The organism is Halobellus marinus, from assembly GCF_032113415.1.
Lineage (GTDB): Archaea > Halobacteriota > Halobacteria > Halobacteriales > Haloferacaceae > Haloquadratum > Haloquadratum marinus.
The window spans coordinates 110,480-136,938 of record NZ_CP134948.1 but is presented as its reverse complement, the minus strand read 5'-3'; the positions used below and the strand labels follow the sequence as shown (position 1 = coordinate 136,938).

20 protein-coding genes are annotated in these 26,459 nt (G+C 57.1%); 11 read left to right on the top strand and 9 right to left on the bottom strand.

The window, feature by feature from the left end; genetic code table 11:
* Positions 1 to 9: 9 nt before the first annotated feature.
* The 8 genes from RJT37_RS20070 to RJT37_RS20035 all read right to left on the bottom strand — a co-directional run bounded on the left by RJT37_RS20070 (position 10) and on the right by RJT37_RS20035 (position 7,155).
* Entirely contained in the window at positions 10 to 1,284 is a 1,275-nt protein-coding gene (locus RJT37_RS20070) for an IS4-like element ISH8C family transposase (RefSeq protein ID WP_313689887.1), read from the bottom strand.
* 82 nt (positions 1,285 to 1,366) lie between these two features.
* Positions 1,367 to 1,759, bottom strand: a complete 393-nt coding sequence (locus RJT37_RS20065) for a hypothetical protein (protein ID WP_313690457.1) — start codon at positions 1,757 to 1,759, stop codon at positions 1,367 to 1,369.
* Positions 1,759 to 3,102, bottom strand: coding sequence for a hypothetical protein (locus RJT37_RS20060; RefSeq protein WP_313690455.1), 1,344 nt, complete (start codon positions 3,100 to 3,102; stop codon positions 1,759 to 1,761). Before RJT37_RS20060 ends, RJT37_RS20065 begins: the two co-directional genes overlap by 1 nt.
* 11 nt (positions 3,103 to 3,113) lie before the next feature.
* Complete coding sequence (locus RJT37_RS20055) at positions 3,114 to 4,082, bottom strand: hypothetical protein (protein WP_313690452.1); 969 nt, start codon at positions 4,080 to 4,082, stop codon at positions 3,114 to 3,116.
* Positions 4,079 to 5,728: a cell division protein CdpA domain-containing protein gene (locus RJT37_RS20050; RefSeq protein ID WP_313690450.1), complete on the bottom strand. Its 1,650-nt coding sequence runs from the start codon at positions 5,726 to 5,728 to the stop codon at positions 4,079 to 4,081. The genes RJT37_RS20055 and RJT37_RS20050 overlap by 4 nt, the downstream gene beginning before the upstream one ends.
* Complete coding sequence (locus RJT37_RS20045) at positions 5,706 to 6,197, bottom strand: hypothetical protein (protein ID WP_313690448.1); 492 nt, start codon at positions 6,195 to 6,197, stop codon at positions 5,706 to 5,708. The genes RJT37_RS20050 and RJT37_RS20045 overlap by 23 nt, the downstream gene beginning before the upstream one ends.
* Complete coding sequence (locus tag RJT37_RS20040) at positions 6,194 to 6,376, bottom strand: hypothetical protein (protein ID WP_313690445.1); 183 nt, start codon at positions 6,374 to 6,376, stop codon at positions 6,194 to 6,196. Before RJT37_RS20040 ends, RJT37_RS20045 begins: the two co-directional genes overlap by 4 nt.
* A 113-nt stretch (positions 6,377 to 6,489) precedes the next feature.
* Complete coding sequence (locus RJT37_RS20035; RefSeq protein ID WP_313690443.1) at positions 6,490 to 7,155, bottom strand: hypothetical protein; 666 nt, start codon at positions 7,153 to 7,155, stop codon at positions 6,490 to 6,492.
* A gap of 340 nt (positions 7,156 to 7,495) precedes the next feature.
* Between RJT37_RS20035 and RJT37_RS20030 the strand changes: the two genes are divergently transcribed.
* The 4 genes from RJT37_RS20030 to RJT37_RS20015 all read left to right on the top strand — a co-directional run bounded on the left by RJT37_RS20030 (position 7,496) and on the right by RJT37_RS20015 (position 11,724).
* A complete protein-coding gene (locus RJT37_RS20030) occupies positions 7,496 to 8,044 on the top strand; it encodes a hypothetical protein (RefSeq protein WP_313690441.1) in 549 nt (182 codons plus the stop codon).
* Between the two features lie 124 nt (positions 8,045 to 8,168).
* On the top strand, positions 8,169 to 10,493 hold the full coding sequence (locus RJT37_RS20025; protein WP_313690438.1) for an Ig-like domain-containing protein: 2,325 nt from the start codon (positions 8,169 to 8,171) through the stop codon (positions 10,491 to 10,493).
* Entirely contained in the window at positions 10,490 to 10,993 is a 504-nt protein-coding gene (locus RJT37_RS20020; RefSeq protein ID WP_112077719.1) for a hypothetical protein, read from the top strand. Before RJT37_RS20025 ends, RJT37_RS20020 begins: the two co-directional genes overlap by 4 nt.
* Complete coding sequence (locus RJT37_RS20015) at positions 10,990 to 11,724, top strand: DUF192 domain-containing protein (protein WP_313690435.1); 735 nt, start codon at positions 10,990 to 10,992, stop codon at positions 11,722 to 11,724. The genes RJT37_RS20020 and RJT37_RS20015 overlap by 4 nt, the downstream gene beginning before the upstream one ends.
* Before the next feature lie 68 nt (positions 11,725 to 11,792).
* Here the strand turns inward: RJT37_RS20015 and RJT37_RS20010 are convergent, their stop codons facing one another.
* Positions 11,793 to 12,047 carry a hypothetical protein gene (locus RJT37_RS20010; RefSeq protein ID WP_120083791.1) on the bottom strand — a complete coding sequence of 85 codons (255 nt, stop codon included), beginning with the start codon at positions 12,045 to 12,047 and terminating at the stop codon, positions 11,793 to 11,795.
* A 202-nt stretch (positions 12,048 to 12,249) separates the two neighbouring features.
* Between RJT37_RS20010 and RJT37_RS20005 the strand changes: the two genes are divergently transcribed.
* From RJT37_RS20005 to RJT37_RS19975, 7 genes are all read left to right on the top strand, one after another.
* Entirely contained in the window at positions 12,250 to 12,594 is a 345-nt protein-coding gene (locus RJT37_RS20005) for a TrbC/VirB2 family protein (RefSeq protein WP_112077716.1), read from the top strand.
* 250 nt (positions 12,595 to 12,844) lie between these two features.
* Positions 12,845 to 17,119, top strand: a complete 4,275-nt coding sequence (locus RJT37_RS20000; protein ID WP_313690429.1) for a hypothetical protein — start codon at positions 12,845 to 12,847, stop codon at positions 17,117 to 17,119.
* Positions 17,120 to 17,641: 522 nt separating this feature from the next.
* Positions 17,642 to 19,858, top strand: coding sequence for a phage NrS-1 polymerase family protein (locus tag RJT37_RS19995; protein WP_313690427.1), 2,217 nt, complete (start codon positions 17,642 to 17,644; stop codon positions 19,856 to 19,858).
* A gap of 113 nt (positions 19,859 to 19,971) precedes the next feature.
* Entirely contained in the window at positions 19,972 to 20,304 is a 333-nt protein-coding gene (locus RJT37_RS19990) for a hypothetical protein (RefSeq protein ID WP_112077713.1), read from the top strand.
* Between the two features lie 382 nt (positions 20,305 to 20,686).
* Positions 20,687 to 22,294: a hypothetical protein gene (locus RJT37_RS19985; protein ID WP_313690422.1), complete on the top strand. Its 1,608-nt coding sequence runs from the start codon at positions 20,687 to 20,689 to the stop codon at positions 22,292 to 22,294.
* A gap of 945 nt (positions 22,295 to 23,239) precedes the next feature.
* Positions 23,240 to 23,920, top strand: a complete 681-nt coding sequence (locus RJT37_RS19980) for a hypothetical protein (protein WP_114450774.1) — start codon at positions 23,240 to 23,242, stop codon at positions 23,918 to 23,920.
* Between the two features lie 1,121 nt (positions 23,921 to 25,041).
* Positions 25,042 to 26,439 (top strand): Cdc6/Cdc18 family protein, encoded by a 1,398-nt coding sequence (locus RJT37_RS19975; RefSeq protein ID WP_313690419.1) that lies wholly within the window; start codon positions 25,042 to 25,044, stop codon positions 26,437 to 26,439.
* Positions 26,440 to 26,459: the final 20 nt, after the last annotated feature.

Genomic DNA, 26,459 nt, shown 5'->3' with positions numbered 1-26,459 from the left:
CGTCTTTAGCTAAGACTCACACCTCGGTTGTGTAGCGGTAGCGAGCGTCTCCTGTAAGATCGGTCGTTGTTGGTGGATCTTCTGAGCATCCTCGATCAGCCGCTCCAGCAACGGCGGTGGCGAGTAGCCAAGGTACTCTCCGAGTTCGTGGAGGATGAGCTGGGCGTGCGACCGGAAGGTCGCCGCCCAGCGTTCCGGCGGAAACACGATCTCGTCGTCGGCCTGCTCGGTGACCAGATCCAACAGCTCACGACTCACCAGCAGTGACAGCAACGCCGCATACAGCAGAATTTTCACCACATCCGGGTCGCTTGTGTCGAACTCGTCCAACTCGTACTGCGTCTTCAGTTCACGAAACAGCGTTTCTACCTCCCACCGACACCGATACAACGTTGCTAAATCCGCCGGGAAAAACTCCTCTCTCGGCAGATTCGTGATGTACAGGTGGTAGTCGTCGGCGTCCTCGTCGCGGACGCCGACGACGCGGAATCGCTTCGTATCCAGCGAGCGCGTTCCCTCGTACTGGCCCCGCTTGAACTCCGCTTCGACCTCTACGTCGATGTACTTCCGCGAGAGATCATCGACCACATCGTGGATCTGCTTACCCTCCAAGGGAATGGCGCGCCCGCGCCATTCCCGCAATTCCTCCGTTATCAGCGGATTCGCGTTCTCTTTCAGCCGACTCACGAAGTAGCCGTCGTTCTCATCGATCAACGCGAAGCGGCGGTACTTGAAGTACGCTCGATCGAACAGAACGAGCCGTTCTTGTAGCCACGATCCCGTCTTGAACAGCGTGCTGTCGTGCGTTTTCTCGTCCGTCACGTCGATCCGTTCAATCGTCTCATCGGTGGCGTTGTGGAGCAGGTGGAGCTTCGCTCCAGCCTGCTCCTCGTGACGGGCTTGGAACTCATCAGAAAGGAACTCGTGTAACCGCAATACCGTTCCATCGGCGATCATCACGTCCCTGAATCGGTCGATATCAGCGTCAACGGTGTCGGGAACAGCGACCTCGTCGAGACCATGCTCGACGAGGTCGCGGAGGTACTCCGCCAGCGTTGGTGTCAACCGGTGATAGAAGCCACCGGGAGAGATCGTTTCATCAGCTGTTGAGTTGTAGCAGCGTCTGAACCCGGCGAGTGTTCGGCTCTCGCCTGCGGCGAAGCCGAACACGAGCGCCCACACGAGAACGGGAATCTGAAGCTTCCCCTCACGCTCGACCACGCCGAGTTCCTCGGCGTGCTCTTCGAGGAACTCGGAGGGAAACAGTGTAGTGAGCCGACGCATAATTCTCGATGAGGAGGCGTCTTGGTACACACTTGCCGCCTCCTCATTCCTCTCGAAAAGAAGCCTCGATAAGCCGCTGCTGTCACGCGGTTTCTCTCTTAGCTAAAGACGGATGCAGCAAGATCATCACGACACGGACGACGAGGTCCAACAACCCGGATTCACGATCTTCGCTGAACGGCCACGCGATGAGCGCGAGCGCGATCATTATCGGAAGCAAGACGAGCGATATCTCGAATATTCCAGTCCACGCGTTGGCCGCCGTCGCTGATTCATATGGGTTCGGGATCTTCAACAGACCCTTGATGAGTTCGTCCGTCAGTGCGGTCGACACTTCGATCGCAATCGCTTCGGCCAAGTCCGCAAAGAACCCGAAAATCGCCTCCGCTATCGCCTCGGGAATGTCACCCAGCCCGAGTTGGAGCGGGACGAACGTCATCAGCAGGAGAGGTTCGACCGGTATCGCCATCGCCATTAACGGTCACCAGAATCGGATGTCAAGGAGTTCGTCGTGTCGTCGTCAGCGATACTCTCGGGCTGTTCCTGCGTCGTTCTGTCTTCTGCGAACGCACTCGACAGTTCCATGTCCAGCTCCCGATTCGACACCGGAGGCATTTCGGACGTCTCAAAATCGGGCTCCGCATTGGGATCAGCTTCACCGGGGCGCATCGGTCCCTCGATTTCCTCAATGTAGTCCCACGGGTCGAGATTGTCGTCGATCATATAGTGCTCGAAGTCACCGGAATGGATCTCGAGACGGCGGCGCCCGTGCTTTGTCGTCGACAGCAAACATCCGGAGTATCCGGACTCCTGTCCACGTGGAGCCGATTGGAGGTACTTCACCTCAGCCGGAGAAAGATCGAAGTACTCCTTCGTCGCGTCCGACACAGACTGTGCATAGAACAAGAGCTTGATGTCGCAGTTCTCATAGATTTCGCGGCGAGCGTCCGTCCGCATGAACTCGTGAGCCGTCTGACTCATCAGGGTGAGGCCCGCGTCGTAGTGGCGTGCGTGCCTGATGAAGAGATTGATGAGATCCCGCGTCGATTCACGCCCCAGTAGGTAGTGGGCCTCATCGAAGGTCACGTCGAAGCGATCTGGCGACCGTTTGGCCTCGAGGTACGCCCACTGGAGCATCGCATGGAGGATCAGCGGCATCTCGCCTGTATCGGCAAACGAACTCATGTCCATCACGACGAGACGCGAGTTCAGTTCGAGGTTTGTTTGGCCGTTCAGGTTCGCGTTGATACCACCTGGCTTGAACGACTCGAACTTTGGTTCCAGCGCCTTCGCGACCTCCTGGTGCTTCTTCGAGGGCGTGATTACTGCCATCGGCACAGAAATGTGCGTCTCCGTGACTGGGTTGCCGTCCTCGTCGAGAATGTCCAACTCCTGGAAGTGCTCGAGCACTGCCTCGTCGACGAGGTCCGATTCGAGCGCCTGGATAAAACCGCCTTCTGTGATGATTTTCACACCCTGGATGAGATCGTCGATGATGGGTGATTCGTTCGCGTAGGTGTCGTACTCGCCAAGGATGATCCCCTTCGAGAGGTATGCGTAGTGCGTCGCTTGGATGAGCATACCCTCTTCCGCAGCAGGGAGCCCGCCACGGTCTTCGTAGTGGGTGTTCAGCATCTCTACCACGGAACGCACCGTGAGCGGGTAGGTGTCCTCGGACGCTCCAATCTCACCCGTGGGTGCTGAGATGTCCATCGGATTGACTTTCTGCGACCCACCAAAGCGGATGACCTCACCACCCAGTTTCTTCGCGAACTGTGGATAGTCATCACCCGCCGGGTCGAACAGGATGCACTGCACCGTGGGGTCAGTCAGCAGTCGGCGGTAGATTTCGAGTTTCCAGCGTAGGACTTCCCAGAGCCAGTTTTCCCCGAGATGGTCATCCCGAATCCGGAGTGGGCGTAGCGGTCGAGGATTACTGGACGCGATGTATCGTCGAAGCCCATCATGATGCCGTCTTCGTCGTAGATCGGCGGCTCGACGAGGTTGAACAGCGTCCCGAGAGCCTCAAGCTGGATGGGGTGGACGTTCTTGATTGTGTCCGTCGCGAGAGGGACAATAGTCCCATTACCCTCGATCTGTTGGTGGTGTAGTACCGTTGTCTCGACGTCCTGTTCCGCGAGAATGGTGTCAACACGCTCGCGCATCTCGTCGAGTTCCTCGTGCGAGTCCGCGGCAAGTTCCATGTAGATGGCGATGTCAAAGACCTTCGTTGTCCCGCGAATCACGTCTTGAAGAATCCGTAGGAGGTCCTCGCGCTCCAATTCCTCTTGGTGGGTGTCCGTCCGACCCTTTCGGGACTTGAGCGTGAGCGCCGTCGTGGTCTGCGTGTAGCGGCGCTGGAGTTGTTTACGTGTCTTTGCCGGGTCTCGTGGTGTAATGTGCAGCGAGAGGCGGAGGTTTACGTCCGCGATAGTAAGCGGTACGAGCCACCCGAGGTTGACTTTCCGAGGGAAGGCCGTGACGGTCATAATTTGCGTGACCTTCTCTTCACGGACTTGGAACTCAGGGTGGCGCTCCATTGCTCGCGGTGCGACCAGCTTCTTATCAAGCATCTCTCGCTCTTCGAGGGATTCCGTAGGAGAGACAAGCGGAACTTCTTCGGCCTGGAGCTGGTAGGCCGCCCACTCGATGTTCTTCCGGGTAGCTTCCCGATCGAGGAGTTCTAGGTATTCGAGTGCGACCTGGGTTTCCTTGCCGGAGAGATCGTCGATCGGAATACGTTCAGGCTCGTCTTCCTCGGGTTCGTTCTTTCCGAGGAGTTTCTCAAGGGGATTCATTTTGTAACCTCAGATTCATTTTCAGTCGTCCCGGGGTCCGTGGTGTCAGCGCCAGTATCAGCATCGGGGCCCTCTATTTCGACGCCGTTGGTGTCGACCTCGACAACACCGATATCAGTGTCACGACACTCATCGAGGTCAACGCCAGCGTCTTCATCGTCAGTGTCATCGACGGGGATGGAAGGAATGCCTGCGCCCCCACCGTCGGTCGCCACATCAGACGCGTCGGGGTCAGAAGCGACTACTAGGTTCGAGAGGTCCACCTTTTGTCGCGAACGTACCGCGAGGACGACAGCGATGAGCAGCGCGAAGATGCCCACCGCGTACACCTCAAGCGTGAACGTGGTCACGGCGGGATTTGAGTCCCAGTCTTGGGGATACGCTCCAAGGAACAGAGTGAGTGCATAGCCTGCCGCTGCGAGGCCGGCCACTGCGAGTCCCTTCGTTCTTCGCTCCGAAGGGAACAATACGACAAGACTCAGCACGAATCCTGGCAGACTCGCCGCAGCCGTCGCGAACGAAACGGTCCGAGCCAGCCAGTAGATGTCCGTACCGCGTTCGGCGATATTCATCGACCAGATGAACGTGCCGAGCGCCCCCACACTGAGTATGAGGCTTAGGAGGCCCAGAAACACACCCGCGTAGACCGCTCGCGGGACGACTGGGAGTGATCCGTGTCCAATAGGCCCGATATTACGAGCGTACCAGCTCAGGATACGCGATTCTGCGACGCGCTCAACGGAGTCCGGGTGTGCGTACCCACCATCACCAACCGCCGCCAGCGGGTCGGAATCAAATTCGGAATCTGGTTCGGGTTCGATTTCGGGATGTTCGTCGGAAGCGCGATCGAACTCGTAGTCACCATCCTCATTCGCCTCGGCCTGTGCCGCTTCTTCGGGAGTATAGGCTGCGTTGGCGACCTCCTGTGCCCTATCGGCCGGGAGTGAGAAGCTACCTTGCTCGAACGAGATAGGTGGCTTCTCTCCGTGATAGACTTCGTAGAGGACCTCAAGGACAGCCGGGCGAGTGTCCAGAATCTCGGCTTCCACCTGCGTCTGGGGGAGCTTCGACGCCACACGCTGGGCGCGGGCTTTCACTTCCTCGATATACTTAGCTTCGTCATCGACCTCAACGTCGTTCCCGCTGGGCATCAACGACTGGATCTGGGCCTTGAGGCCATCGTCAGCCTCCTCATCTTTAGCGACTGCGACCGCGAAGTAGAAGTCGCGGTCACGAATTTCCGCGACATCGACGACGCCCCGGAGCCACTCAGTGTGGTACTTTCGGCCGTAGTCGAGCAGCGGCGACTCATCCAACGGGTCAACATCTTCCTCGTCGTCGCCCGAGTTGATGAGCATATTTTCGGCTCCCTCAAACTGCTTGAGGTAGGGTTCGGGATCGTATGCCGTCGTCATCGAGAGGATCTGTGTTGGGAACTGAACCCCGCGAAGGAACGTCAAGAACGATAGATAGAGGCTTTCTTTGTGTTCTTCAGAGAGGATTAGCCAGTCTCGAGGCTGTATCTGCATCACCATCGCATAGGTGGTAGGCGTTTCCACGACGCCGCCGTCACGGACATTCTTGAAATCCATGAGGTCCAGCGTCGAACCGGCGTCTTCGTATTCAGTCATTTGTTTGTCCTCCATACGTCGCGATCGGCCAATCCGCGTCAAGGCCGTCGTCCGAGTCCATTGGTTCGTCCGTCTCCGTCTCCGCGCCTGTCTCGTCAGCGTCATCACGAGCTCCGTCAGCATCGGCGACAACTGGCTTTGAGCGTCCCGTGATCCACGCCTCAAAGGGTTCGTGATACGCGAGATCGTCCTTGTTAGGCTCCGGAGGCTTCCAGACGTAATCCGTTCGCCCACGCAGGTGCCGTGCCATCGCTGCTGCATATTGCAGAGGGCGCTGTCCCGGCGGAGTGCGGCTATAGATGAACAGTCCCACGAGGAATCCGACGAACACCAACGGGAGCGTCACCAGCAGCGGGAGACCAATAGTGTAGAGTATAAGCGGGAGAATAAGGGGCGGCCCCATCGATTCGGCCAATTTGCGGGCCGAGACACCGAACATCTTCGAGGCGAGAAGATTAGATGCCACCGGAACGTCCTGGCTCATTTCGCCACCTCGTCAATCTCGGAGTCACTCTCTGCTTCGGCCTTAGTGTCGGCCTCAGTCTCGGGTTCCACTTCGAGATCGGCGTCCGATTGATCAGGGGCCGAAACCACATGCTGGGTTCGGAGTGCCGGCGGCCACGTTCGTTCAGCAGCGAGAAGCCGCTGTTCGGCTTTCAGCATCATCCCACGCCAGGTCAGTCCGAGACCTTTCCGAACCGAATTTAACCATTCATACTCCTCTTGAGATGGGATATTGATTCGCGTATTGTAGTCCGAGGGACTCGACGACCGACTCATCGGAAATCACCGTCGTATTCGTCAGCATAGCCCTCGTAATCATAGCGCGGGTCGACCATATCCCACTCGTCGTGGTCGCCGTGGTGTCGAAGCACATCTTCGACATCCTCGTGTGCGTCCGCGGGGTGAAATGGTCCACCACCTTCGGCGGCCTGTGCCGCTTGAGCATCCCAACGCTCGTATTCTCTTTCCCGGGTACGTTCGGCCGCAACCGACCGCTGCATATGGTTGGGAGCGGGGGTGCGATTCTCCTGCACCTGAGCGACGGCAGCACTCAGGTCAAAGTGCTCGGCATCCTTATCGTCACGATCACCCTTGCTATCGACGTCACTACTGCCGTTCGCGTTAGCGTCAACATCCGTATCTGTGAAGCCAGACAGTGGGATTTCGGTCGTTGAGCGGGCACGTTGCCGTTCGCGAATCTGCTCGTGCAGTTGCTCGGTGACATTTGTTCGCTCGGTAGAAACGCCAGCGTGGTCACCCGGTCGAGAGTATGCGAGTTCTGGGTGTAACTCAACGAGGGCTTTGAGGAGGTCTATACTTTCTGCGTGTTTGGCTCCCTCAAGGAGGACGCCGCGCCATATCATCCCGTGCCGATCACGGAGATCGCGTAGGCGGTCAGCTTCTTCCCGAGAGTACCAGTCGACTTGAATTTCAGGCATGGGAGGGTGCTCGCATTTCCGGGCTAGAGGACGTGCCCTGTTTGGAGCTCACCGGACAGACGCAGTCACCCTCGCACGTGTCGTCACGTACAGGCGACTCGCGCTCGTCCTGGAGGGGCGAGCCGTCACTCGACGTATCGGTGAGCGACTGGATTTTAGCAGGACTTGCCATCGGCCTTCATAAGCAGCAGGCAGTTAAGGACTTTTCAAATCTACAACAACTGTGGTGAATGTAGCGCATGTGGAGGGTGTGGGTAAAGAGAATATTTAGTCGCAGATAGCCTCAGATTAGCCACTCCAAGCGTCGTCGGCACCGCTGGCGACGACAGAACACCATCTCATGAACCCCCTCCAACTAGAGGCGCTTGAACTGTTTATCGACTGGCTCATTCCCGTCGGTGGAGTACTGTCGGCAAGTACCGATGTTTCCCATCTTACAGGATCATACATTCGAGGAATCACCGGCCCATTCGTACCACTCGGATGGTATCGGGCCATCTCCACGTTCACGCGTATACTAGCAGAACTCGTCGGGTACAGCCACGGTCCTCTCCTACATCCTGTCGTTGATACTGCGGCGAGCGCACTCCTGCATACCGACACCCACACACAGCAGGCATCGGTTATCCCACTCCAGAGTGGCCCCGACCTCAGCACGCTTATTTCCGATCTAAAGGCCGCTGTTACACTCCCTGGTTGGGTCGGGAGCGCACTCAAGTGGACGGGTCTTATCACGCTTGTCATCGGCATAATTGCGTACTTCATCAGCCCGTCCATCAACAACCGCCGTCGAGGGTTCGCGATGGCAACAACCGGGCTCGTCCTCACCATCATTGGGTTCGCCTTCCCGATCTTCATCAGCCTGATCCACTATGTCCTCTCAGGCTGATTCACGTCGGGACGGAGAGACTGGATCGGCACACGAGAACAGTTGGGCCGATAGGCTTAGACGACGTATATACGCTATCTACGCCGCGTGTGTAGCGAAACTCACTACCACAACTAGTGTGGGGATGAAGGCCACCGCGAACGCTTTCCGGGACTGGTCACACGGATTCCGCATCCTCGTGATGGTCCTTTTAGCGACCAGCCTCGTGATCGCACCCGTCACCGTTGTCTACGCCGCAGGTATCGGCCCAATCTATGACATTCCGAGTCCCGAGCCTGGCGTCGATAAGACCTACGACGAAACCTATCGTGTTCTCGCGAACAACGACGCGGATGCCGATCCCGCAGATGTCAGTTACACCGGCTATTTCGAGAACGACTACCCGGCCTACCCAGTCGACCTCGGGCGGGCTACACTGTCACCCTCGCAATCGCTTCGGTACTCCACAACAAGCGATGTCTACATTACAGATCTCTCCGATTACAATGCGATTCCCATTCAGGATGAGTGGAAACCCTACTCCAGCATGCCGTTCTACACAGAAACGCAGTTTATCAACGTGCATGAGAAGAACACCTACGACGGGCCCAAAAGTAACGACGGTGAGTGGTTCGTGCGTGCCACCAACCAGTACGGCGAGTGGCGACCCGTCTACAACGCCGACGTAAAATGGAATCCAGACACCGAAGAACTCTACGTCTCAAACCCTGATGACGCCCTCGTTCACCAGGGCAAGCACGAGAGCATCATCTCACGGAACCTCCACGCGGCCGAACAATACACGAAGTACGCACAGGACTCAGATCGGATCGCCATCCCGAAAATGAACGGTGGGGAGCTTTACCCCACCTCGAGCGGCGCGAGTATGTCCCGAAAATGGGGACAAAGCGACTTCAATACAGTCCGCGAGTCATGGGTCGGCATCAACGACCTCTTTGGCGGTGCCTGGTATCGTGATAGATACGTTTCCGGGTCGACCCCAACCCGGGGTGCGTACGTTCCCTATGATCACCGAGCCGTTGCCCCAGCAGATTTCAGTCGAAGTGCCACGTGTACGAGATCGCACACGCACGGAAACAGTACACACTCTCATACCTACCCGAAGACCGAGTGGGCCGAATACGATCTCCTCGATTCGACGGCGAACGTCACATCCGTCCGACTCGATCGTCCCGGATTCACGGGCGAGTCCGAATGGAACCGATTCGGTAAGGTAACCTGGATCGCGATTGAATCTATATCGAGTGAGAATCTCGAATATCCTCGAGGGGAATACACCCTGACGGCGACCCTCGAAGTCACCAGCGAAGTCGAAACTCGGTGGGGTGTCACCAGCTCGAAATGCAGTGAATGGTCGCGAACGAGTGTGAGCACGAACACTCACACGACGAAATACAGCGTCCCCGTTACCATCACGGACTGGGATTCCCCGAATCTCGAGATCGATGTCGCTCACATCGACGGCGCTGGTCACGACCGCCTCGCCGTGAGGTGGAAGGGCAATCAAGACTTCCCGAGCGACCCCTGGAGAAGAATCAGTGTCAATATCGACAACAAAACCATCCACCTCACCTCTCCGTGGCGGTTCTACGGTATCTCTCGCAACGACGAGGTAGAAGTCCTCACCGGAGGCGGACCAACCTCCCACAACGCGACGCACACCCACAACGACCGCTGGCCTGCCATCTACCGCTACGAGACAGGCGTCGCCAACGTCACCGCCGCTTTCCCACAGAAGGGTGAAGACAACCAGGTATGGGGATACACGAAGACCGTCGATAGCCAAGTTTCGACGACGCTCCCAGGAGCACCACTTCCTGCCAACGTCAACGATCCCGATAACGATCAGCCGACCGACCTCTACACACACCACGTCATCGACGTCAGATCGAGTGATCTCGACACAGGTGAGACTGCCACCGTCGACGCCTCGAATCCGTTCGGTGCTCCACTCGACGGGAAGACAGTCTCCGGCGAAGACCAGCTCGAAGTCTATAGCCAACCATACGAGTCAACCGTCCTTCAGATGACAGAGGTTAATGTCTCGTCTACCGGCGCGGATCACGATGGCGTCCTCGTTCTCACGGACACTGACGGCAACTCCATCAAAAATAAGGAAATCACTGTCACCCAAGATGACGGAACGACATCGACGGTTACGACTGACAATAATGGCCGTGCCAAGATCGCGTGGGACGGATCGGTTCTCCGCGCTCGCTACGACGGCGACGTGTTTTGGTCACCCGGCGACCCCTACTACAAGGGTGACCGACTCCTCTATATCCTGCCGCCCTCACCCCTCGATTTCGAGGCCGTTGGCGCAGTCGGGGAATACATCTCGGCATCAATCAGCAATGTTCTCATCTTCGTCGAGTGGCTCGCCCTCGGGATCTTCGCCGTGTGGTGGGTGCGGATGCGTCGTCGCACCAGCAAGGGGAAATCAGGATGAGCAAGGTTAGTGAATTTACTGAGCCCGCAATCGAACTCCTCGAAATCGCGACCATTATCGGGCGCTACGGAACCCTCATTGCGCTCGTCATCGGTATCATCGGCTGGTGGGGTTACGCGAAAAGTCCTCGAGCGATGGCCCGCTTCCGGGGGATGGCCGTCGGTGGCGGAGCCGGCTACATAGCGATCGTCGCTATCGATGTCATCTACGAGGTTCTCGTGTTCATCCTCGGAAGCAAGTTCCTCCCGGATGGGTGGCCCTACGGCGCCGTGACCGGCGTTCACGAAAGCAACCTCTCCCAGCTCGCCACCGCTCTCAGTATCGTCCTCCACAGCCTTGGCCTCGTCTTGTTCATCATCGGTGTGACGTGGTGGGCGTTCGGCAGCCGCGATTCGCGTGCCGAGTCTCGCGGCCGTCGTGGGATCGTAATGGGGCTCACTCTCATCGGTGGAAGCATCGGAGGCAACGTGTTCAGCGTTTTCGCGTGGATTTTGCTATGACCGGCAACGGCCAACGCCCGGACGCCGGAAGAGATTGTGATGGAGATCTCGACCGCAGGCAAGAACAGGGACTTGATCAGGAGCAAGAAGAGTACGGCCCCACGAACCAACCGTTGCTCCCCGAAGGCACAATCGCTCGGCGAATTATTGACCGTCTCAAGAACCCCTGGGTCATCGCTATCCTCATCGTCGTTTTCGTACCGATGGTCGTATGGGTCGGCTATACTGTTCACGCAGACCTGACTTCTCCCGATTACGGGACTGCGACCATCTACGACGAGAACGGCGACTACCTCGCGTCTGTCGAGGGAAATGTCGCCGCCACATGGCGAGAACAATACACCGGCCTCTCGAATACTGACTCTCTTGAAGATGATCACGGGGTGATTTTTCTCCACGACACAGAACGAGAACGCACCTACGTGATGCGGGACATGGCCTTCCCCATCGATATCATCTTTATCGACAAGGAGGGGCGGATCACCGTGATCCACCACGCTGAACTCGAAAACAGAGATCCCCTCACAGAGTACCGGGGCCAGTCGAAATACGTCCTCGAAGTCCCCTACTACTGGACCACCGAGAACGGCATCGACGTCGGTGATACCGTCGAGTTCCGGTGGGGCCCCCCGCGTACCGAAACGGGTGGGATATCGATAGCCTCCAGTAGCGGCCCTCACAACGATGTCCCGATCAATTCGAAACGCCGCCCGACGGCCAGCTCTCCGTAATCCGTGCTACGTCAGTGGGGAAAGGAAACTGGCGTGAAAAAGAACATGTTGTAGGTGGGTCGTTCGTCTCAGTCTGAGTCGCTAGGATGTGCGTCGGACATTGACGGAAGGTACTTGTTCTCGATCATTTCAGCCTGTGGGAAGTCGATTTTTTCAAGGATTTCGTTGATCGCTTCGTCGTACGACTTCTCTATCAGGGGGTTATCGTTCTTGTAGGCGGTCAACCGCGTATGCGTATCCCGGTGGAGGCAGACGTTGATCGTCGTCTCGGGGTCGCGGTCGGTGTTATCACTCGAGGTGGGCTTGGAGCTGTTTGTTGGCACTGCAATCACCTATGGACAAGGAGGCACTAGAGGGTGTTCCAAGTCCAACAATTAGGTGTGCTATTGGTAACCACATAACTGTTCCGGTGAAACCCCCGTAATCCCGCCCGTTGACACCCTAAAACCGCCGTTCTACATCTGCCACATTAGATGTAGTCTACTCTTCTTTATAATAGATTCTCACCTCTTCCCGGTGGGTAACATGAGCACCCTCCGAACAAAGAAACTCCTGAGAAAGCACAGCACATCCCTCGTCTTGGGAATCCTCGTCCTAGTCGTTTTCGTGGATCCAGTCGCCGCGCAGAGTGGGCCCCCAGCCGATTTCGAGGGTATCATGACCAATCTATACGACACCGTCCTGCTCGTTCTGAAGTACGCTGGCCTCGTGGCTCTCGCCTTTGGCGCGATCGTGTGGTTCACTGCCCGGAAAAACTCCGACCGCGCTGAGAACGGGATGTGGCTCATGATTGGTGGAATGAGCATGACGATTTTCTACTTCGGCGTCACGATCTTCGTGGCTGTCTTGGAGTGGATCGCCACCCCGTAAACCGTCTAGACTGGCCAGACGGTACGGACGCCTTCCCCGCTCTCCACTCGTGCGCGAATTTCCAATTGTGGGGAGAATTATGTCACAATCCAGTAGCGGCTGAATCAAACGACACAACACAATCCAAAATGACAACAAACAGTCCAATAGTGTGCCTATCTAACCGAATCGCCCGATGGGTTGGGACTCACTCGACCGTTGTACAGTGTCGGCGGAAGGGTGTGTCTACTCGCAAGAAGATGGTGGGCCAATGACTCCCCCATCCACGGACCCCAACCGGGACGATCATGAACAGGACACCCTCCACGATCGTATCAACTCTTTGTCGTCAACGCGCGGAGAAGACTCGACCGAATCGGGACGGGACCACCTCACTCAGAACCAGGAAGAATCGACCAACTTTGACCACATCCCTCCGACCGAGAACGGGGTCGATCAGGAGAACGAAGAGCGTGAGGAGCAACTCACTTCCTACGAGGTCAAGGGCACGACTGGGCCGGGAAAGAAACTCAATGATCCGGTCGAAGCCCGGCCATATATCCACATCTCCCCCGCCCGTGAGCAGGTCACGCCCGGGAACGTCATCGCGGGGCTTTTTGGCTTGTACCGGGCGGGCGTGACGAGCACTTCGCGGTTCAATCTCAAAGCCAGCCTCGGCCTCAAGGACTACAAGAAGACCTTTGAGTTTATCATCCACAAGCCGCGGAACACGAAGCGATTCGACTTCTATATCTCCGTGACGCCCTACGAGGCGACTGCGTTCAAGACGCTCGCCGCAAACGTCGCCGCGATGTATCCCGAGTCCTTCGAGTTCGAGATCGTCCCGTTCAACCCCGTCGCGGCGTTTGCCTCAGAAGACGGGAACGCCCGCGTTGGCGGGCGACGTATCGCTACGCTCGACGACATTATCGACCTCGAGAACCTCGCTGGCTTCGAGGACCCCGAGGTTTTTGTGGATCATAGTATTGGAAGCGGGCACAATCTTTCTTCCGAGCAGGCTGAAGAACAGCTCGTCAGGGAAGGCGTTCCGCTCCGTCCCGAGGAAATCCGTGAAGAGAAGCGTCCCTCGCTCGTCCGGTGGAAAGGCATTGCCTCAAAAAAAGACGACTGGATGACGCTGCTTCGGCCGTTCAGCGATTTGGCTATCGACAGCGACGACCAGTATCGCTCGCCGCTCAGTGTGCTCCTTGAGCAGGCCGTCCACACCGACGATCCGTTCATCTTCCAGGCCACCTTCAGGCCACGCTCTAACTGGACTAGTGAGGCTGAAACCCACAAGCGGAACCTCAAAATGGGCAACCACGGGACGCTCTCCGCGTTTAAAAACGAGTTTGCCCGGCAGATGTTTGGAACATCCGACCAGGAACGCCGAAACATCCACCGTGGAGACATCTCCGAGCAGGTCGGAGGGTCCGTCAGCGCCGGCGATGATGACAAGATCACGGGGTCGCGGATGGAACAGATCGACCGCAAACAACCCACCACAACGTTCGACCTCACACTCCGGGCTGCTTGCGACGAACAGACTGTCCAGAGTATCTCAAACGCGTTCACGTCGCTCTCGGGGCCATATTATGGCATCGAGGGGGAACTCCTCGGGTTCAACAATAAAGAGTTCGCCCGTCTGTGCCACGCCCGTCAGGCCAGCATCAGCGGTTTTACCGGGCGCTTCAGTAAAGGTGACCCACTCATCTGTGCCTCTCCCGACGAACTCGCGAACTTCGTCGTCGTCCCGCACACGGACGCCCTCCCGCGAGCCTCGCGTGGGTCCTCGGGCGGGTCACCCGACGCTCGCTCGCCACTCACGGCGACAGATGAAGACCTGCTCTCGCAGTACGATTACGGAATGCACATCGGGTACGCCGAGACCGCCGTCGACAACCGGCGAGACATTCCCATCCGTCTCAGTGCAGAGCAGCTGACGCACCACATCCTCCGCGCAGCGACGACGGGCGGCGGGAAGACAACCGCAATGGTCAACGATGCGCTGTCGGCCTACCAATCGTTCGACGGCCCCATCTTCGTCTTCGACCGGAAAGGTGGGACGATGGCCGACGAGTACAAGAAAGCACACTTCAAGCAATTCGGCAACCTCGATGACGTCCTCCACGTCCCTGTCCCGGGGCCGAACGACGAGGTGCTTGCTTTCCCGTACTTCGACATTCGACCGCAACTCGCTGCCGGCGTCTCACGCACGGTCGCCGTCCAAGAGAAAGTTGACCGCTACAACGAACTCCTCGTGTATGTGCTGGGCCGAGAAATGACCCAGCAGGCGTTCGTCGCCCAAGAGATCCTCAACAACCTCATCAAGGCGATGTTCGACCCCGTGTACGGCCGGGACGCATGGCCCATCCAAGACCTGTTCCAGGTTGCCTACGAGATGCAGCAGGGGCAACTCCCCGAAGTGAGCGACCGGACGCTTCGCCTCGCTCTCACGCGGCATCTCCACGCCGACGAGCAGCGGTTCCAAACGTCGATCGATGCTGTGATGAACCGCATCACGAAGCTCGCTGAGCGGAGCTTTGTCTGGCGTGTCCTCAATTTCGTTCCCGAGTGGAACGGTGAGAAGGGCTGCTACGCCAACCAATCGCCGATGTTCGACATCCAGGACGTCCTCGCCTCGAAGAAGGTCGTCCTCGTCGATACGGGTGACCTCCGGCCCGCCTCGAGCAATCTGTTTACCTTCATGCTGCTCGACTACATCTGGTCGGGCGCTCGTCTCCGTCATCGACTCAGGAACACCCCGCCGGTCGAGGATGGATACGTTATCAACCTCATCATCGACGAAGCTGCGGCGATGCTCCAGTCCGAACTGGTACGCGACGACATGATTCCTGACGGGCGTGAATTCGGTCTCTCCCTCGAAGTCATCGTCCACTTCGCAGAGCAGGTCAAGGCCGATGCCCTCGACGTCTCCTCGTACAAGGAAATTCTGCGGAACATTAATACGAAACTCATCGGGAAACTCGCCGTCGACGACGAACTCGTGATGACGCTGTTCCACGAAGGCATCGAGGACGAGGAACTCGTCGACCGGATCACGTCGCTCCCGCGTGGAGAATGGGTCGCTCAACTCCCTGACACCGGATTCATGACCGATATCCCCGAAATCGTGACGATGCTCCCCGTCGATATCCCCGACGGTCACAGCGATTCCGACAACCCCGTGATCAACAAGACCGTGTCGACGCAGGGTCATGTCTTCAGCGACATCAACGCAGAAATTACCCGTACCACGCGGCGTGACCACTGCCTGCTACCCGGAAGCAACACCGACGCTTCCGACGAGCAGCTCTCAGCCGAACACAGACGCGGCATCAACGGTAGTGAAAATAGCCAGAATCGTGACTTCGAGATTGGCGTGTCCGGCGAGAACCGAGACGCAAACGGCGAAGGCAAGAAGACTGGGTCCAACCCTCAGACGCAACTCGGCACGGGGAGTCCGAACACCCCCAACACAGAGGGACAACCCCGATCGAACGAGCACGGCGAACAGGCCGAATCAGGGGCTAGTCGAGTTCCCGCAGACGACCTCACAGACGATCTCGGTTCACGCCGCCCGCCGCGAGAGACGAGCGATGAAAACGAGACCGATGGCGGGGTTCCACGATCAGCTGATGAAGGAGACAGTAATCTGGGAGATCGAGTTGACGGCTTTCTGTACGGTGGAGTTGACCCTAGCTCCGAAGATCCGTCCAAAACCGACGATACAGACACCGACGAGGAGAGAGGAACAAGTGCCAACAATACAGACGATCAGAGTGCGTCTGATGCACCCAACGAGAACGCCGCTGAGAGTCCCGACAAAGAGGATAGAGAGACTCGATCAGGTATAGATAAGAGTCTGACAGTTGAAGAACGCCATTTCCTGACCGCGATTGTCACCACAGTCAACGGCAACCACCCTGCCTACGACGTTGTGAACTCGATGGAGAGGATAAAAAATCAGTTTGATGAGGTAGACGAAGAGAAGCTCGTCGAACTTGGCTACCTCGAGAAGCAGACCGAAAATCTGCGGGTCTACTACACTGTGACTCGCGACGGCCAGCGAGCGTGTGGAGCGAAGGTCGCGACCGGCGAAGACCAAGGCGATGTGAACGAGAAGACCTACCACAAGGTGATGGTAGAGGCGTTCGCTCGCTCACTCGCCCGTGACCCGAACAATCACTATTTTGTTAAAAAATATACGCCACTTCACGGGACTGATGTGAAGCCAGACGTGGTCGGCTACGATGGCAAAGATCCCGTCATTATTGGAGAGGTCATCTCAAACGTCCATCCCTCGCTGATGGTCAAGCACTATGACGACTTCAACAGGTTCGACGTCGAGATGAAAATCTGGATTGTGCCCAATCTATCAGTCGCATGGGATATCACTCGAGCCCTCGCAAATGCTGGCCGGATCGACGAACTGCCCCCCAAGAGAAGTAAGCGGACCTACGAGAAGCTCACCGAAGCCATCTGGGGTGAAGATGGTGAGTGGACGTTCGTCGGCGCTCCAAATCTCCTCGATGATCTCGACTAGTCACATCCACGCATTCGCACAAAGTCCGCGCACGACGCGCACGAGCAGTACGGACGCTGTACCCCGCAAATCCGCCTTTTCTAACACCTATTCAGTGTCAGCACTTAGCGCGCGCGTTCAAGGCACTTTAGAGGCTCTAAAACGGTATTTCGAGGCTCAAAGCGAAATCACCGGGTTTGCGGGGGTTTCGAATGCTCGCAACTTCGCGCAAAATTCGCGTGTGACGCGCATCGGCAGTATGGGAGCTCTATCGTCAGAATCCGCCTTTTCTAACACCCCTTCAGCGTCAGCACTTAGCGCACGTGCGCAAAGCGCTTTAGACAGGCTATCAACCAACCAGATCGCTCCATTCGACACCTCCGGAGTGATTTTACATAGTATTGGATACGGGAGGGGGATCATTCGCTCACAATTCGTGTGCTGTCTGTTGGTTTTCGCCCTGAGTCGGGGAAAATCGACGAAATCGGTTTGTCTCGCCCGACGAAACGAGGCGACGAGGCGGACTGACAATAGGTAATATCCATGCCAAAAGTAGACGTAGCTAAAGACGGGATCCCGGACAAAATCCGCACTATCAGGAATTGGATTTGCTGGCGTGAAGGTATGCGTGACGGAAAATCTACCAAGATTCCGACTAAACCATATCGGACGAGTGGTGACATTAATGCCGACGTTACCAACCCCGAACATCGCCGAGACTTCGACACCGCCTGGGATTCACTCAACGACTCTCGCGTGAACGCCGATGGTCTGGGGTTCGTCTTCAGTGACGACGTCACCATCGTCGGTATCGACCTCGATAACTGTCGTGATTCTGATACTGGTGAAATCAAGGAATGGACGCAAACAATCATCGACAAGGTCGGCTCATATACGGAGGTTTCCGCTTCCGGGACTGGTGTGCATATCCTCGCAAGTGGGAAACTTCCGCCCGGCGGAAACCGGAAGGGCCCTATTGAGATGTATGACTCCGGACGGTACTTCGCTACGACTGGTGCTCACGTCGAGGGAACCCCCACAGAAATCCGGAAGCGTCAGGATGAGATAGAGACCGTTCACCGCGAGTTCATCGAGGATGGCGTGAGACCAGGTGGACAGACGACTCTCACCAGAGGGACAGAAGTTGAAGATTCAGAAAGCAGAGGTGACGCGGATGGTCGCCGCGGCATCGAGGCCCGGGCGCAGCAGAGTGCGAGTTCGCTCATTGAGCGTTATGGAGACGCCTTCAAGAGCATCCACGACCCCGCAATCAAGGAGGCCCTCGAGCGGGTCGCGACGAAGTACCTTCCCTCCAAGTGTCCGAGTACGTTCGCCGACCTCGCGGGACCCGGTGTGGACCTATCAGATCAAGAGATACTCACGCGGATGTTCGACTCTCAGGGAGGTGACCGCAGGCAGCGTCTCTACGAAGGCGACGCCTCGATGTGGGGGTCCCATGACGCCGATTATCCAAGCCAGTCCGAGGCAGATATGGCGCTCGCTCACAACCTCGCGTTCTGGACGGCGAAAGACCCCAAACGGATGAACGCACTGTTCGAGGAATCCGGCCTGCACCGCGATAAGTGGGAGCGACGTCACTACGGGAGTGGCGCAACCTACGGCGATGTCACGCTCGCCCGTGCACTCCTCCGGGTGAACGATTACTACGAAGTCCCGAGCAAAGATGGTGTGAAGTTCTCGAAGGCCGATTCCAACGGCTCGGATTCATCGTCATCCTCGGGGGCGGACGACCACGATCTCCCGCCGATGGATTTCAAGATTGGCTCCGATTCCGAGCCGTCCGAGACTGTCAACGCCGCTACGGACGAGACAAACCCACTGCACAGCGAAGGGGCGAACGGGGGATCCCCCGCCGTCAATACCGATGTCCATCCTACCCTCGAGGACGACGAAGAGTTCATTCCCGTCAACCCCGACGAAGATGGCGACCCGGCAGCAGTCGCTGACGCCTACGCAACTAGGCAAGAACCGGAACAGGGGAACAGCCACGCCCGGGCCCATAGTCATGACGCCGCTTCGTCGACGACCACACCCAAAGGTTCCACGACAGCTGGGACAAGTGCTGATGATAGTCCTGTCTCAGGGCAGAGAACGGCCGGGCCAGGGGCCGCGCCGCCGACGACGGATGGTCGCGAACCCGCTGACCCGCGTGGGGTGGACACCGATTCCGACCTCGACGAGAGCACCCAGCGAATGATGGAAGCGTCCGCTCGCGACGCCGGGCCGGGATGGGAACGCACCGACCCGACGCTCAATGATGACGAGAAGTACCCAGCGGATTGGACCATCGGTGAGATCCGGGGCTACTCCGCGACCGACCAGGCAATGCGTCTCGCTCGTGAAGACCAGCGAATTCTCGCTCGGAAACTCGACCGGCAATCAAGGGAACTCGCCGAACTCAGCGAGCAGGGCGAGGAGAACGAACGCCTCCGGTTTGTCCTCAGGGTCTACCTCGAAACGATGGATGAGCTGATGGAGGAACGCGCTCAGTATCGTACGCAACTCAAGCACCTCGGGGAGCTCTCGAGAGACGCTGCCGAGCTCCCAGACGACCCCGTGAAGCGAGTCAAGCAGATTATGCGTCCGAAGATTCGGCGCGAAGACGCAAAGACGGCAAAAGAGACACTCACAGGAATCGACGCCGTCCTCCAGGAGTACGAAGAGGCGAACGAACGTATCAAGGCCGAAGAACGCGAACGACGCAAGAAACAGGGCTTCCTCTCGCGACTCTTCAGGTAACGGCGCTGTTCCGAACTGTTCGGCCGGCGGGCTGATCGCGCCGTTCGTTCCGTGTGTACCCCCGCTCCTCGCAGCGTGAGTATTGGACCCCAAATGGGGGTGAGGGAAGTGAGATGTACGACAACATCAACCCCGATGAGCGGCGTATCGACAGCGATTTCAGCAGATCAGCGACCGAAGCCAAAATTGAGCCGCGAGAACCCGTGAGCGTTCAGTTCAAGACCGGCGATGGCCCCGAGTTCAGGAAGCCCGACCATGACCCACATGGCGAGACGTTCGCCGCGGTCAGCCATTCCTGGGCGTCGTGTGACGGTGGGTGTGGGATGTCGGGCCTGGTCCCGACCACGCTCCTCGAAGATGCCGACGGACTGACCGGGTGGCCGCCATTCGACATCCTCTGCGAGGCGTGTGCCGAAGCTCGCGATCGCGACGACTACACCTTCTAGTCGTCGAGGATGTGAACGCGATTCTGTACGTACTGCTTTCCGACTAGACGGCTCGGACGGGCAAAGTGCCTCTGTTCTCTCGGTTTCCCCAGCTCCTCGCAGCGTGAGTTTTGGTCCCCAAAGAGGGGTGAGGGAAGTCAGAGAGGGGCGCAGCGGTGACTGCGTTCATTCTCGCCGAGATCCGGGGTTCAACCTCGGAGCGAATCAGTCCATACGGCGGCGGTCGGGATGTCCCAATCGTCGCTTTCCGGTTATCCTGCTTGCGTCTCCCGTGAGTATTAGCCCCCAAAGGGGGTGAGGGAGAGCGGGTGGGGTGGGGCGCGACGGTCGAGTGCCCAGTCCCGAAGCCGTTTCTCAGAAATCCCCTCAGAGAGTGACAAACATGTGTGCAAACATTACCACAGACGTAGCACAGCGCGCGGAAGACATCAGCGGCGAGTTCGGCGAGATGGGCGTGGAGATCCCCGTGTCGAGCATTGAAGAGCGAATTGCGGCCCTGCAGGAGTTCTCCGTTCCGATCGAGACGGCGGTCGAGACGACAGTTCGTAACGTCATCAACGACTACGACCTCGAATCCAACGACCTCTCGGACGGGGTCAAGGCGGTTGCCGGCTTCGTCGGCACCGGTAACAGCAGTTCCCGGGGCTTCGACCGGATAGCTCTCGAGGATATCTCGAACCTCGGTGACGAGGAATGGGTGGACGTCCGGGCGCAGATCGTCGACCTCTGGGAGCCGCACTCCGATTCCATGCGGCAGGTCGGCCTCATCGCCGACGAAACGGCCCAAATGAAGTTCGTTGTCTGGGCGAAGAACACTGACTCGCTCCCGACACTCGAGGAAGGCGTCACCTACGACATCACCTCGGCGGTCACGAACGAGTACGAGGGCAAGTACTCCATCTCGCTCAACAAGGCGAGCAGCGTCACGGAGTCCGAGGAGGCCGTCGAACCCACGGACGGGTCGATTCGCGCCACTGGGACGCTCGTCGGCCTCGATGAGGGTTCGGGCCTCATCAAGCGCTGCCCCAGCGAGGACTGCACGCGCGTCCTCCAGAACGGTCGCTGCTCCGAACACGGTGACGTCGATGGCGTGTTCGATCTTCGCCTGAAGGCCATCCTCGACGATGGCAACCGTGCTGTCCGCACGCTGTTCAACGCTGAGATGACTGAGGCAGTCTCCGAAGTGAGTCTCGATGACGCCATGGAGATGGCTTCCGAGGCCCTCGATCCCAGCGTCGTCGAAACGGAGCTCCGTGAGTTGCTCATCGGCAGGACGTATGATATCCGGGGCCCGGTCATCGGCGAGTACTTCCTCGTCGACGAGGTCGAGGAGATCTCCTACTCGGGAGAGAATGCCGGCCTCAGTAACGCAGCCCTCGCAGACGCCGCCACGCAGCGCCAACCTGCCAAGCGCGTGTTCGCTGAAGAGCTGAACATGGCGACCCACTCGTTCACCCGTCCAGAGGACGAGGGCGACGATCGTGCGCCAAAGTTCACGCTACTCCCCTCGGGTGAGGCGGTCAACCGCGTGCTCGTGGTCGGTGCTCTCATCGAAACCTCGGATGTCGGCGATGACTCCGAGTTCTGGAAGGGGCGCGTCATGGCAGGTGGTGAAGTTGTGAACCTCTACGCGGGGCAGTACCAGCAGGAGCCGATGGCTGTGCTCCGCTCGGCCGAGACCCCGTCGTTCGTCGCAGTGGTCGGCAAGGTCCACCAGTACGAGACGGACGCCGGCGTGAACGTCTCCATCCAGCCCGAGCACATCTCGACGGTGGGCGGGGAGATTCGCGACTCGTGGATGGCTGAAACCATCGACGCAACCCGGGCGCGACTAGGCGCGCTCGAGAGCGGTGAATCGGATGCAGCGGACGCCGTTCTCAGCGTCTACAACAGTGATATCTCGGCCACCGAAGCGGCAGTCCAGGCGGCAGCCGAGGACCTCGCTCCTGCCGGCAGCGACATCGAGTCGGAGCCAGCTCCCGCCCAGTAAGGGCGGCGCGGGATATTTCCGTCCGGCTAGGGTGAACGTCGCCCTCCGGCACGCCGTCACTGTGCATCGAAAATCTGCCGAGTGCCCCCGGTACGTCGGCGGTTCGCTGGTCTCAAGCGGTATGCAGTTGCATCGGCTCTTGACCCTTGACTAGCTTCTACCCATTTCTGGTTCCCTCTGGCGCTTCTTTTCTCCAGTTCTTGCCCCCCGAAGGAGGTGAGGGGCGATTCGACCATCTATTAGTGCTCGCCCCATCGATGAGGTCGGCTTATCACTGCCTCCGTCGAAGATCGCGGGCCTCACGATGATCAATCGCTAGCCCTCACCGACCGTTCGACTCTGTTTCCATCGGTTCCGTTCCCGGAGTCTTGGCACGAGTCCTGCCCGTGTCCACTCATAGCAACACTAGAAAGCAATCTGGCAACGCCACCGAACTCATCGCAGAGTCCCCGTCGAGAGTCACAGCCGACCCGACCATACGCTTGAGAGCGTGGTCCTTGGAGGTCGGCCAGTATTGCCAATGCCACGTCTGACGACGCACCTGGCTCTCGCATCTCACTTTCTGTACCATTCGACCATCCGCCAGCAGTTTTCAGACGGATGCAAGTTCCGGCGCTCCGTTCTTGTCCTACGCAACACCAAACGGCATCTACGTTCGGACTGTAACGTAGGATTTGAGCCTTTCGTACGACTTCATCTCATCTGGAGATACCGTCAACGTCACCAATTGCGGTCAGAGCAACCCGCTACACATCGTGAAATGTGGCGGCTACATTGAATGTGGTTCGCGAAGAGTTATGCTTGCATTTCACTGCTAGTTCTGACTATGAACACCCACCAAGCTCCTTCCTCGGCATCGTGTGAGTATTGGGCCCTGAAGAGGAGTGATGGAGATCGAAGAGGCGGTGTAACCGCTGTTCTCGGTCGATTTCGTTCATTCCAATCATGAACTCCAACAATACCTCCACGGACGCACAGCACTCGAACAGTACTCTCGGTCGCCGATCATTCCTCCAGGAGGGCGGTGGGCTCGCCGGTGCTGGAGCAATCACCGCGATCGCCGGCTGCTCCAGCTCTAGCGCTAGTGGCGGGACGAATGATGGTGGGGAGAGTTCGACCCCGACGCCTGACTCGGATGAGCCTGTCTTCCCGCTCACCGCCTCGGTTTCCGACCCGTACCATTTCTACCGGATCATTAACGAATACAAGGATCACACCGAATATCACGGCCCTGTCTGGCTTGTCGACCTTACCTTCGATCTGGCCGTCGATATCGATGACTGGAAGAGTTCCGACGAGTACGTCGTTCCGACGATGTATCCCATCAGAGTCTCGAAAAACGGTGGGAACCCAGAGTACGGCCGCATCTTCCACATCAATAAGGACGAGGGCTGGTACAGAGTCGAGAATAAGTGGTTTGTCGAGCGGGCTCACTTCGTCGTCGACGAGACGGAGACCGAGTATCTCATCCTCGGCTACGGCGAAGATGACGAACCCGACGCGGACACGGACTACAGCGTGTACCTTGAGGATCGGACAAATCAAGACTTCCACGAACTCGTCTCGTTCAGGTACGACGGCGACCCCGCCGAGCGCAACCTCCTCGATGAGGAATTCCGAGAGTAATAGTGAAGTGCTACTACACCGCTTTGCTTGTGTCCTCCAACAGCAGTGGGAGAGCTCAGAGTTTCCCGTCTTGGCGATAGAACAATATGCAACTTTATTTTTGGCTATGCCGTTCAGGACCCGGATGTTGAGGTTAGTGCTTGGCCTGACAGGGGAGTGCAGGTGATATCTCATACGGGGCTCGCTCTTCCATACGAACAGGTGAATCGGAACATCGGATATACCACGATCCAACGTGGGGAAAGAAAATTCAGAGAGGGGACACCCCTCCGGTTCCGTCGTAAGGAGAGATGGTCGGCCCCCCACGAGTTCCGACGTTAACACAAAGGGACACCCCAAGACTTCCGTCGTAAATGAAGGATAGATCGTATTAGCTCACCAGAGATCAAGATGAGATACCGCACCATTTCCGACGTTAGCATGTGAATCTACTCTCTTAGTATTAGAGCGGAACAAATAAGATGAAAAGACGGGTGGAGACTACCTCAGAACTCTCGTTGAGAGTGAATAATTCGGCATCCCACAAATAGAATATGAAAGTTAGAGACGAGAGTTATACTCGGGAGACTCTACCAGCCCACGATGGTTGACCCACACCCCTTCGGTTCCGGCGTTAGATGAATTGGTGACCACCCAGATTGAGGATAGGATGATCAGACACACCCCACCGGTTCCGACGTTAGCGGCCACGAAAGCAGGTAACTAGACTGAAAATATTAGAGGTGATCCGTATCCTATCTCACGATAAAAACATGTGAAATTTGATTTAGTTTACCCATAGCTTTATGACAATGCAGCTGAAACAACTCCGTAGGACGAAGTACTAGATATGAAGAAGCGAAGCGACTGATTTGTTCGAGACGAAATTCGGTAACAGATTGAAACGCACAGAAACGCCGTAGAGGCGCGTTCTATCCTCTGGACCGTGATCGTACCTATGCTTCCTGTGAGGGGTACACGTTCATCGGTAACGACGGAACCGAAGGGGTGTGTGTGTGTTGGGGGTCTGTGGTTGTTCGGAGACCGAGGTAGTCCTTCCAGTATATTCTCTTCGGTGGTAGATTTACGTCGGAAGTCGAGGTGGGAATACATTTAAGTAATCAGGTTTCGTCGATGCCTCTATGTCAAACGAGACCTCGACTTCCGATGAAAGTCGAGATTTGGAATCTGCGTCTTCAGACGGTCAAGACGACCGATATCGCGTCCAAACATCGGAACCGAAGGGGAGTCCAGACGAGAATGGAAAACCGCCATCAAGCGACGGGGACGGTACACAATTCAAAGTTGACGACCCGCTCTTTTCTCAACGGAAGGGAATTTTCCAAAATAAGGAGATGGTCCGTGTCGGTTGGGTACCTGATGGCGATCGAATTGTCGGACGTGACGATTATATTTCCACTATCAGCAGCTGTCTGAACGACGCTGTCTATGGTGGTGCCCCAAATCATATCTCAATTACCGGGAAAACAGGAACGGGAAAATCTCTTGTCTCCCGATACGTCACTCGTCGCGCTGTCAATGCATCTGTTGAGGATATCCGAATAGGTCATACGTATCTAGACTGTTCGAAATCCTCAACTGAAGTTCAAGTCATCTCGACAATCGGGCAACAGCTGAACGACGAGGATATTTATGACGAGAATGAAGACATCGTGAAAATGCCCGATACCGGGCTACCGAAAGACAAGTTCTACAAACGCCTCTGGCAGATTCTCGATCACTATGATTCGGCTATCATCATTCTCGACGAAGTCGACCTTCTCAAGAGCGACCACGTCTTGATGAGTCTCGCGAAGGCTGTCGAATCGAATGATACGTCGTGTCAAATTGGAATTATCGCAATAAGCAATCAAATCAATTTCTTCGACGAGCTAAACCCACGCACGAAGAGTGCCTTCCAGACCCAAGAACTCAATTTCGACCCATACAACGCAAATCAAATTCAAGAAATTCTTCGAGGCCGTGATGACGCCTTCCGTGATGGAGTCCTAACCGATGACGTTATTCCTCTTGTTGCGGCTTTCTCAGCACAGGAACACGGAGATGCGCGAAAGGCAATGCGATTATTCAGGACAGCGGGAGAGCTTGCTGATCGCGAGGGATCAGACGTTGTTGGAGAAGATCATGTGCGAAGCGCTCAGGACACACTTGAAAAGGATCGATTCCGCGACTTCCTCCAGGGAACCCCAACTCAAATGAAAGCCGCATGCCTCTCGATCTCTGCCAAGTCGCTCTACTCGCGCGACGATTATGTTATCACAGGTGAACTATATGATGCGTACCAGCAGATCACTAACGCAATAGATATGGACACGATCGGGATACGGCGGTTTCGGGATATCCTTGATGAGATGCAACTCAGTCAGGTAATTGAAACTAAAGAGGTAAATATGGGAAAAGGCGGCGGCCGCCACAACTCTCATCGGCTACTCCACAATCCTGAGACTATCCTTGATATTGTAATGGAGGATACTCGATTTAGAGAAATCTCTAAATCCTCGCTGAAACGGTTCGCCTGATTAGATCGCTTTGAGGTTGT

What these genes read in the sequence shown, in the direction of transcription:
- RJT37_RS20040 (WP_313690445.1), bottom strand. Translation starts at nt 6,376, where the DNA reads ATGCTGAAAGCCGAACAGCGGCTTCTCGCTGCTGAACGAACGTGGCCG.
- RJT37_RS20050 (WP_313690450.1), bottom strand. Translation starts at nt 5,728, where the DNA reads ATGGAGGACAAACAAATGACTGAATACGAAGACGCCGGTTCGACGCTG.
- RJT37_RS19980 (WP_114450774.1), top strand. Translation starts at nt 23,240, where the DNA reads ATGAACTCCAACAATACCTCCACGGACGCACAGCACTCGAACAGTACT.
- RJT37_RS20030 (WP_313690441.1), top strand. Translation starts at nt 7,496, where the DNA reads ATGAACCCCCTCCAACTAGAGGCGCTTGAACTGTTTATCGACTGGCTC.
- RJT37_RS19995 (WP_313690427.1), top strand. Translation starts at nt 17,642, where the DNA reads ATGCCAAAAGTAGACGTAGCTAAAGACGGGATCCCGGACAAAATCCGC.
- RJT37_RS20065 (WP_313690457.1), bottom strand. Translation starts at nt 1,759, where the DNA reads ATGGCGATGGCGATACCGGTCGAACCTCTCCTGCTGATGACGTTCGTC.
- RJT37_RS20015 (WP_313690435.1), top strand. Translation starts at nt 10,990, where the DNA reads ATGACCGGCAACGGCCAACGCCCGGACGCCGGAAGAGATTGTGATGGA.
- RJT37_RS19985 (WP_313690422.1), top strand. Translation starts at nt 20,687, where the DNA reads ATGTGTGCAAACATTACCACAGACGTAGCACAGCGCGCGGAAGACATC.
- RJT37_RS20070 (WP_313689887.1), bottom strand. Translation starts at nt 1,284, where the DNA reads ATGCGTCGGCTCACTACACTGTTTCCCTCCGAGTTCCTCGAAGAGCAC.
- RJT37_RS19990 (WP_112077713.1), top strand. Translation starts at nt 19,972, where the DNA reads ATGTACGACAACATCAACCCCGATGAGCGGCGTATCGACAGCGATTTC.
- RJT37_RS20045 (WP_313690448.1), bottom strand. Translation starts at nt 6,197, where the DNA reads ATGAGCCAGGACGTTCCGGTGGCATCTAATCTTCTCGCCTCGAAGATG.
- RJT37_RS20000 (WP_313690429.1), top strand. Translation starts at nt 12,845, where the DNA reads ATGACTCCCCCATCCACGGACCCCAACCGGGACGATCATGAACAGGAC.
- RJT37_RS19975 (WP_313690419.1), top strand. Translation starts at nt 25,042, where the DNA reads ATGTCAAACGAGACCTCGACTTCCGATGAAAGTCGAGATTTGGAATCT.
- RJT37_RS20025 (WP_313690438.1), top strand. Translation starts at nt 8,169, where the DNA reads ATGAAGGCCACCGCGAACGCTTTCCGGGACTGGTCACACGGATTCCGC.
- RJT37_RS20035 (WP_313690443.1), bottom strand. Translation starts at nt 7,155, where the DNA reads ATGCCTGAAATTCAAGTCGACTGGTACTCTCGGGAAGAAGCTGACCGC.
- RJT37_RS20020 (WP_112077719.1), top strand. Translation starts at nt 10,490, where the DNA reads ATGAGCAAGGTTAGTGAATTTACTGAGCCCGCAATCGAACTCCTCGAA.
- RJT37_RS20005 (WP_112077716.1), top strand. Translation starts at nt 12,250, where the DNA reads ATGAGCACCCTCCGAACAAAGAAACTCCTGAGAAAGCACAGCACATCC.
- RJT37_RS20055 (WP_313690452.1), bottom strand. Translation starts at nt 4,082, where the DNA reads ATGAATCCCCTTGAGAAACTCCTCGGAAAGAACGAACCCGAGGAAGAC.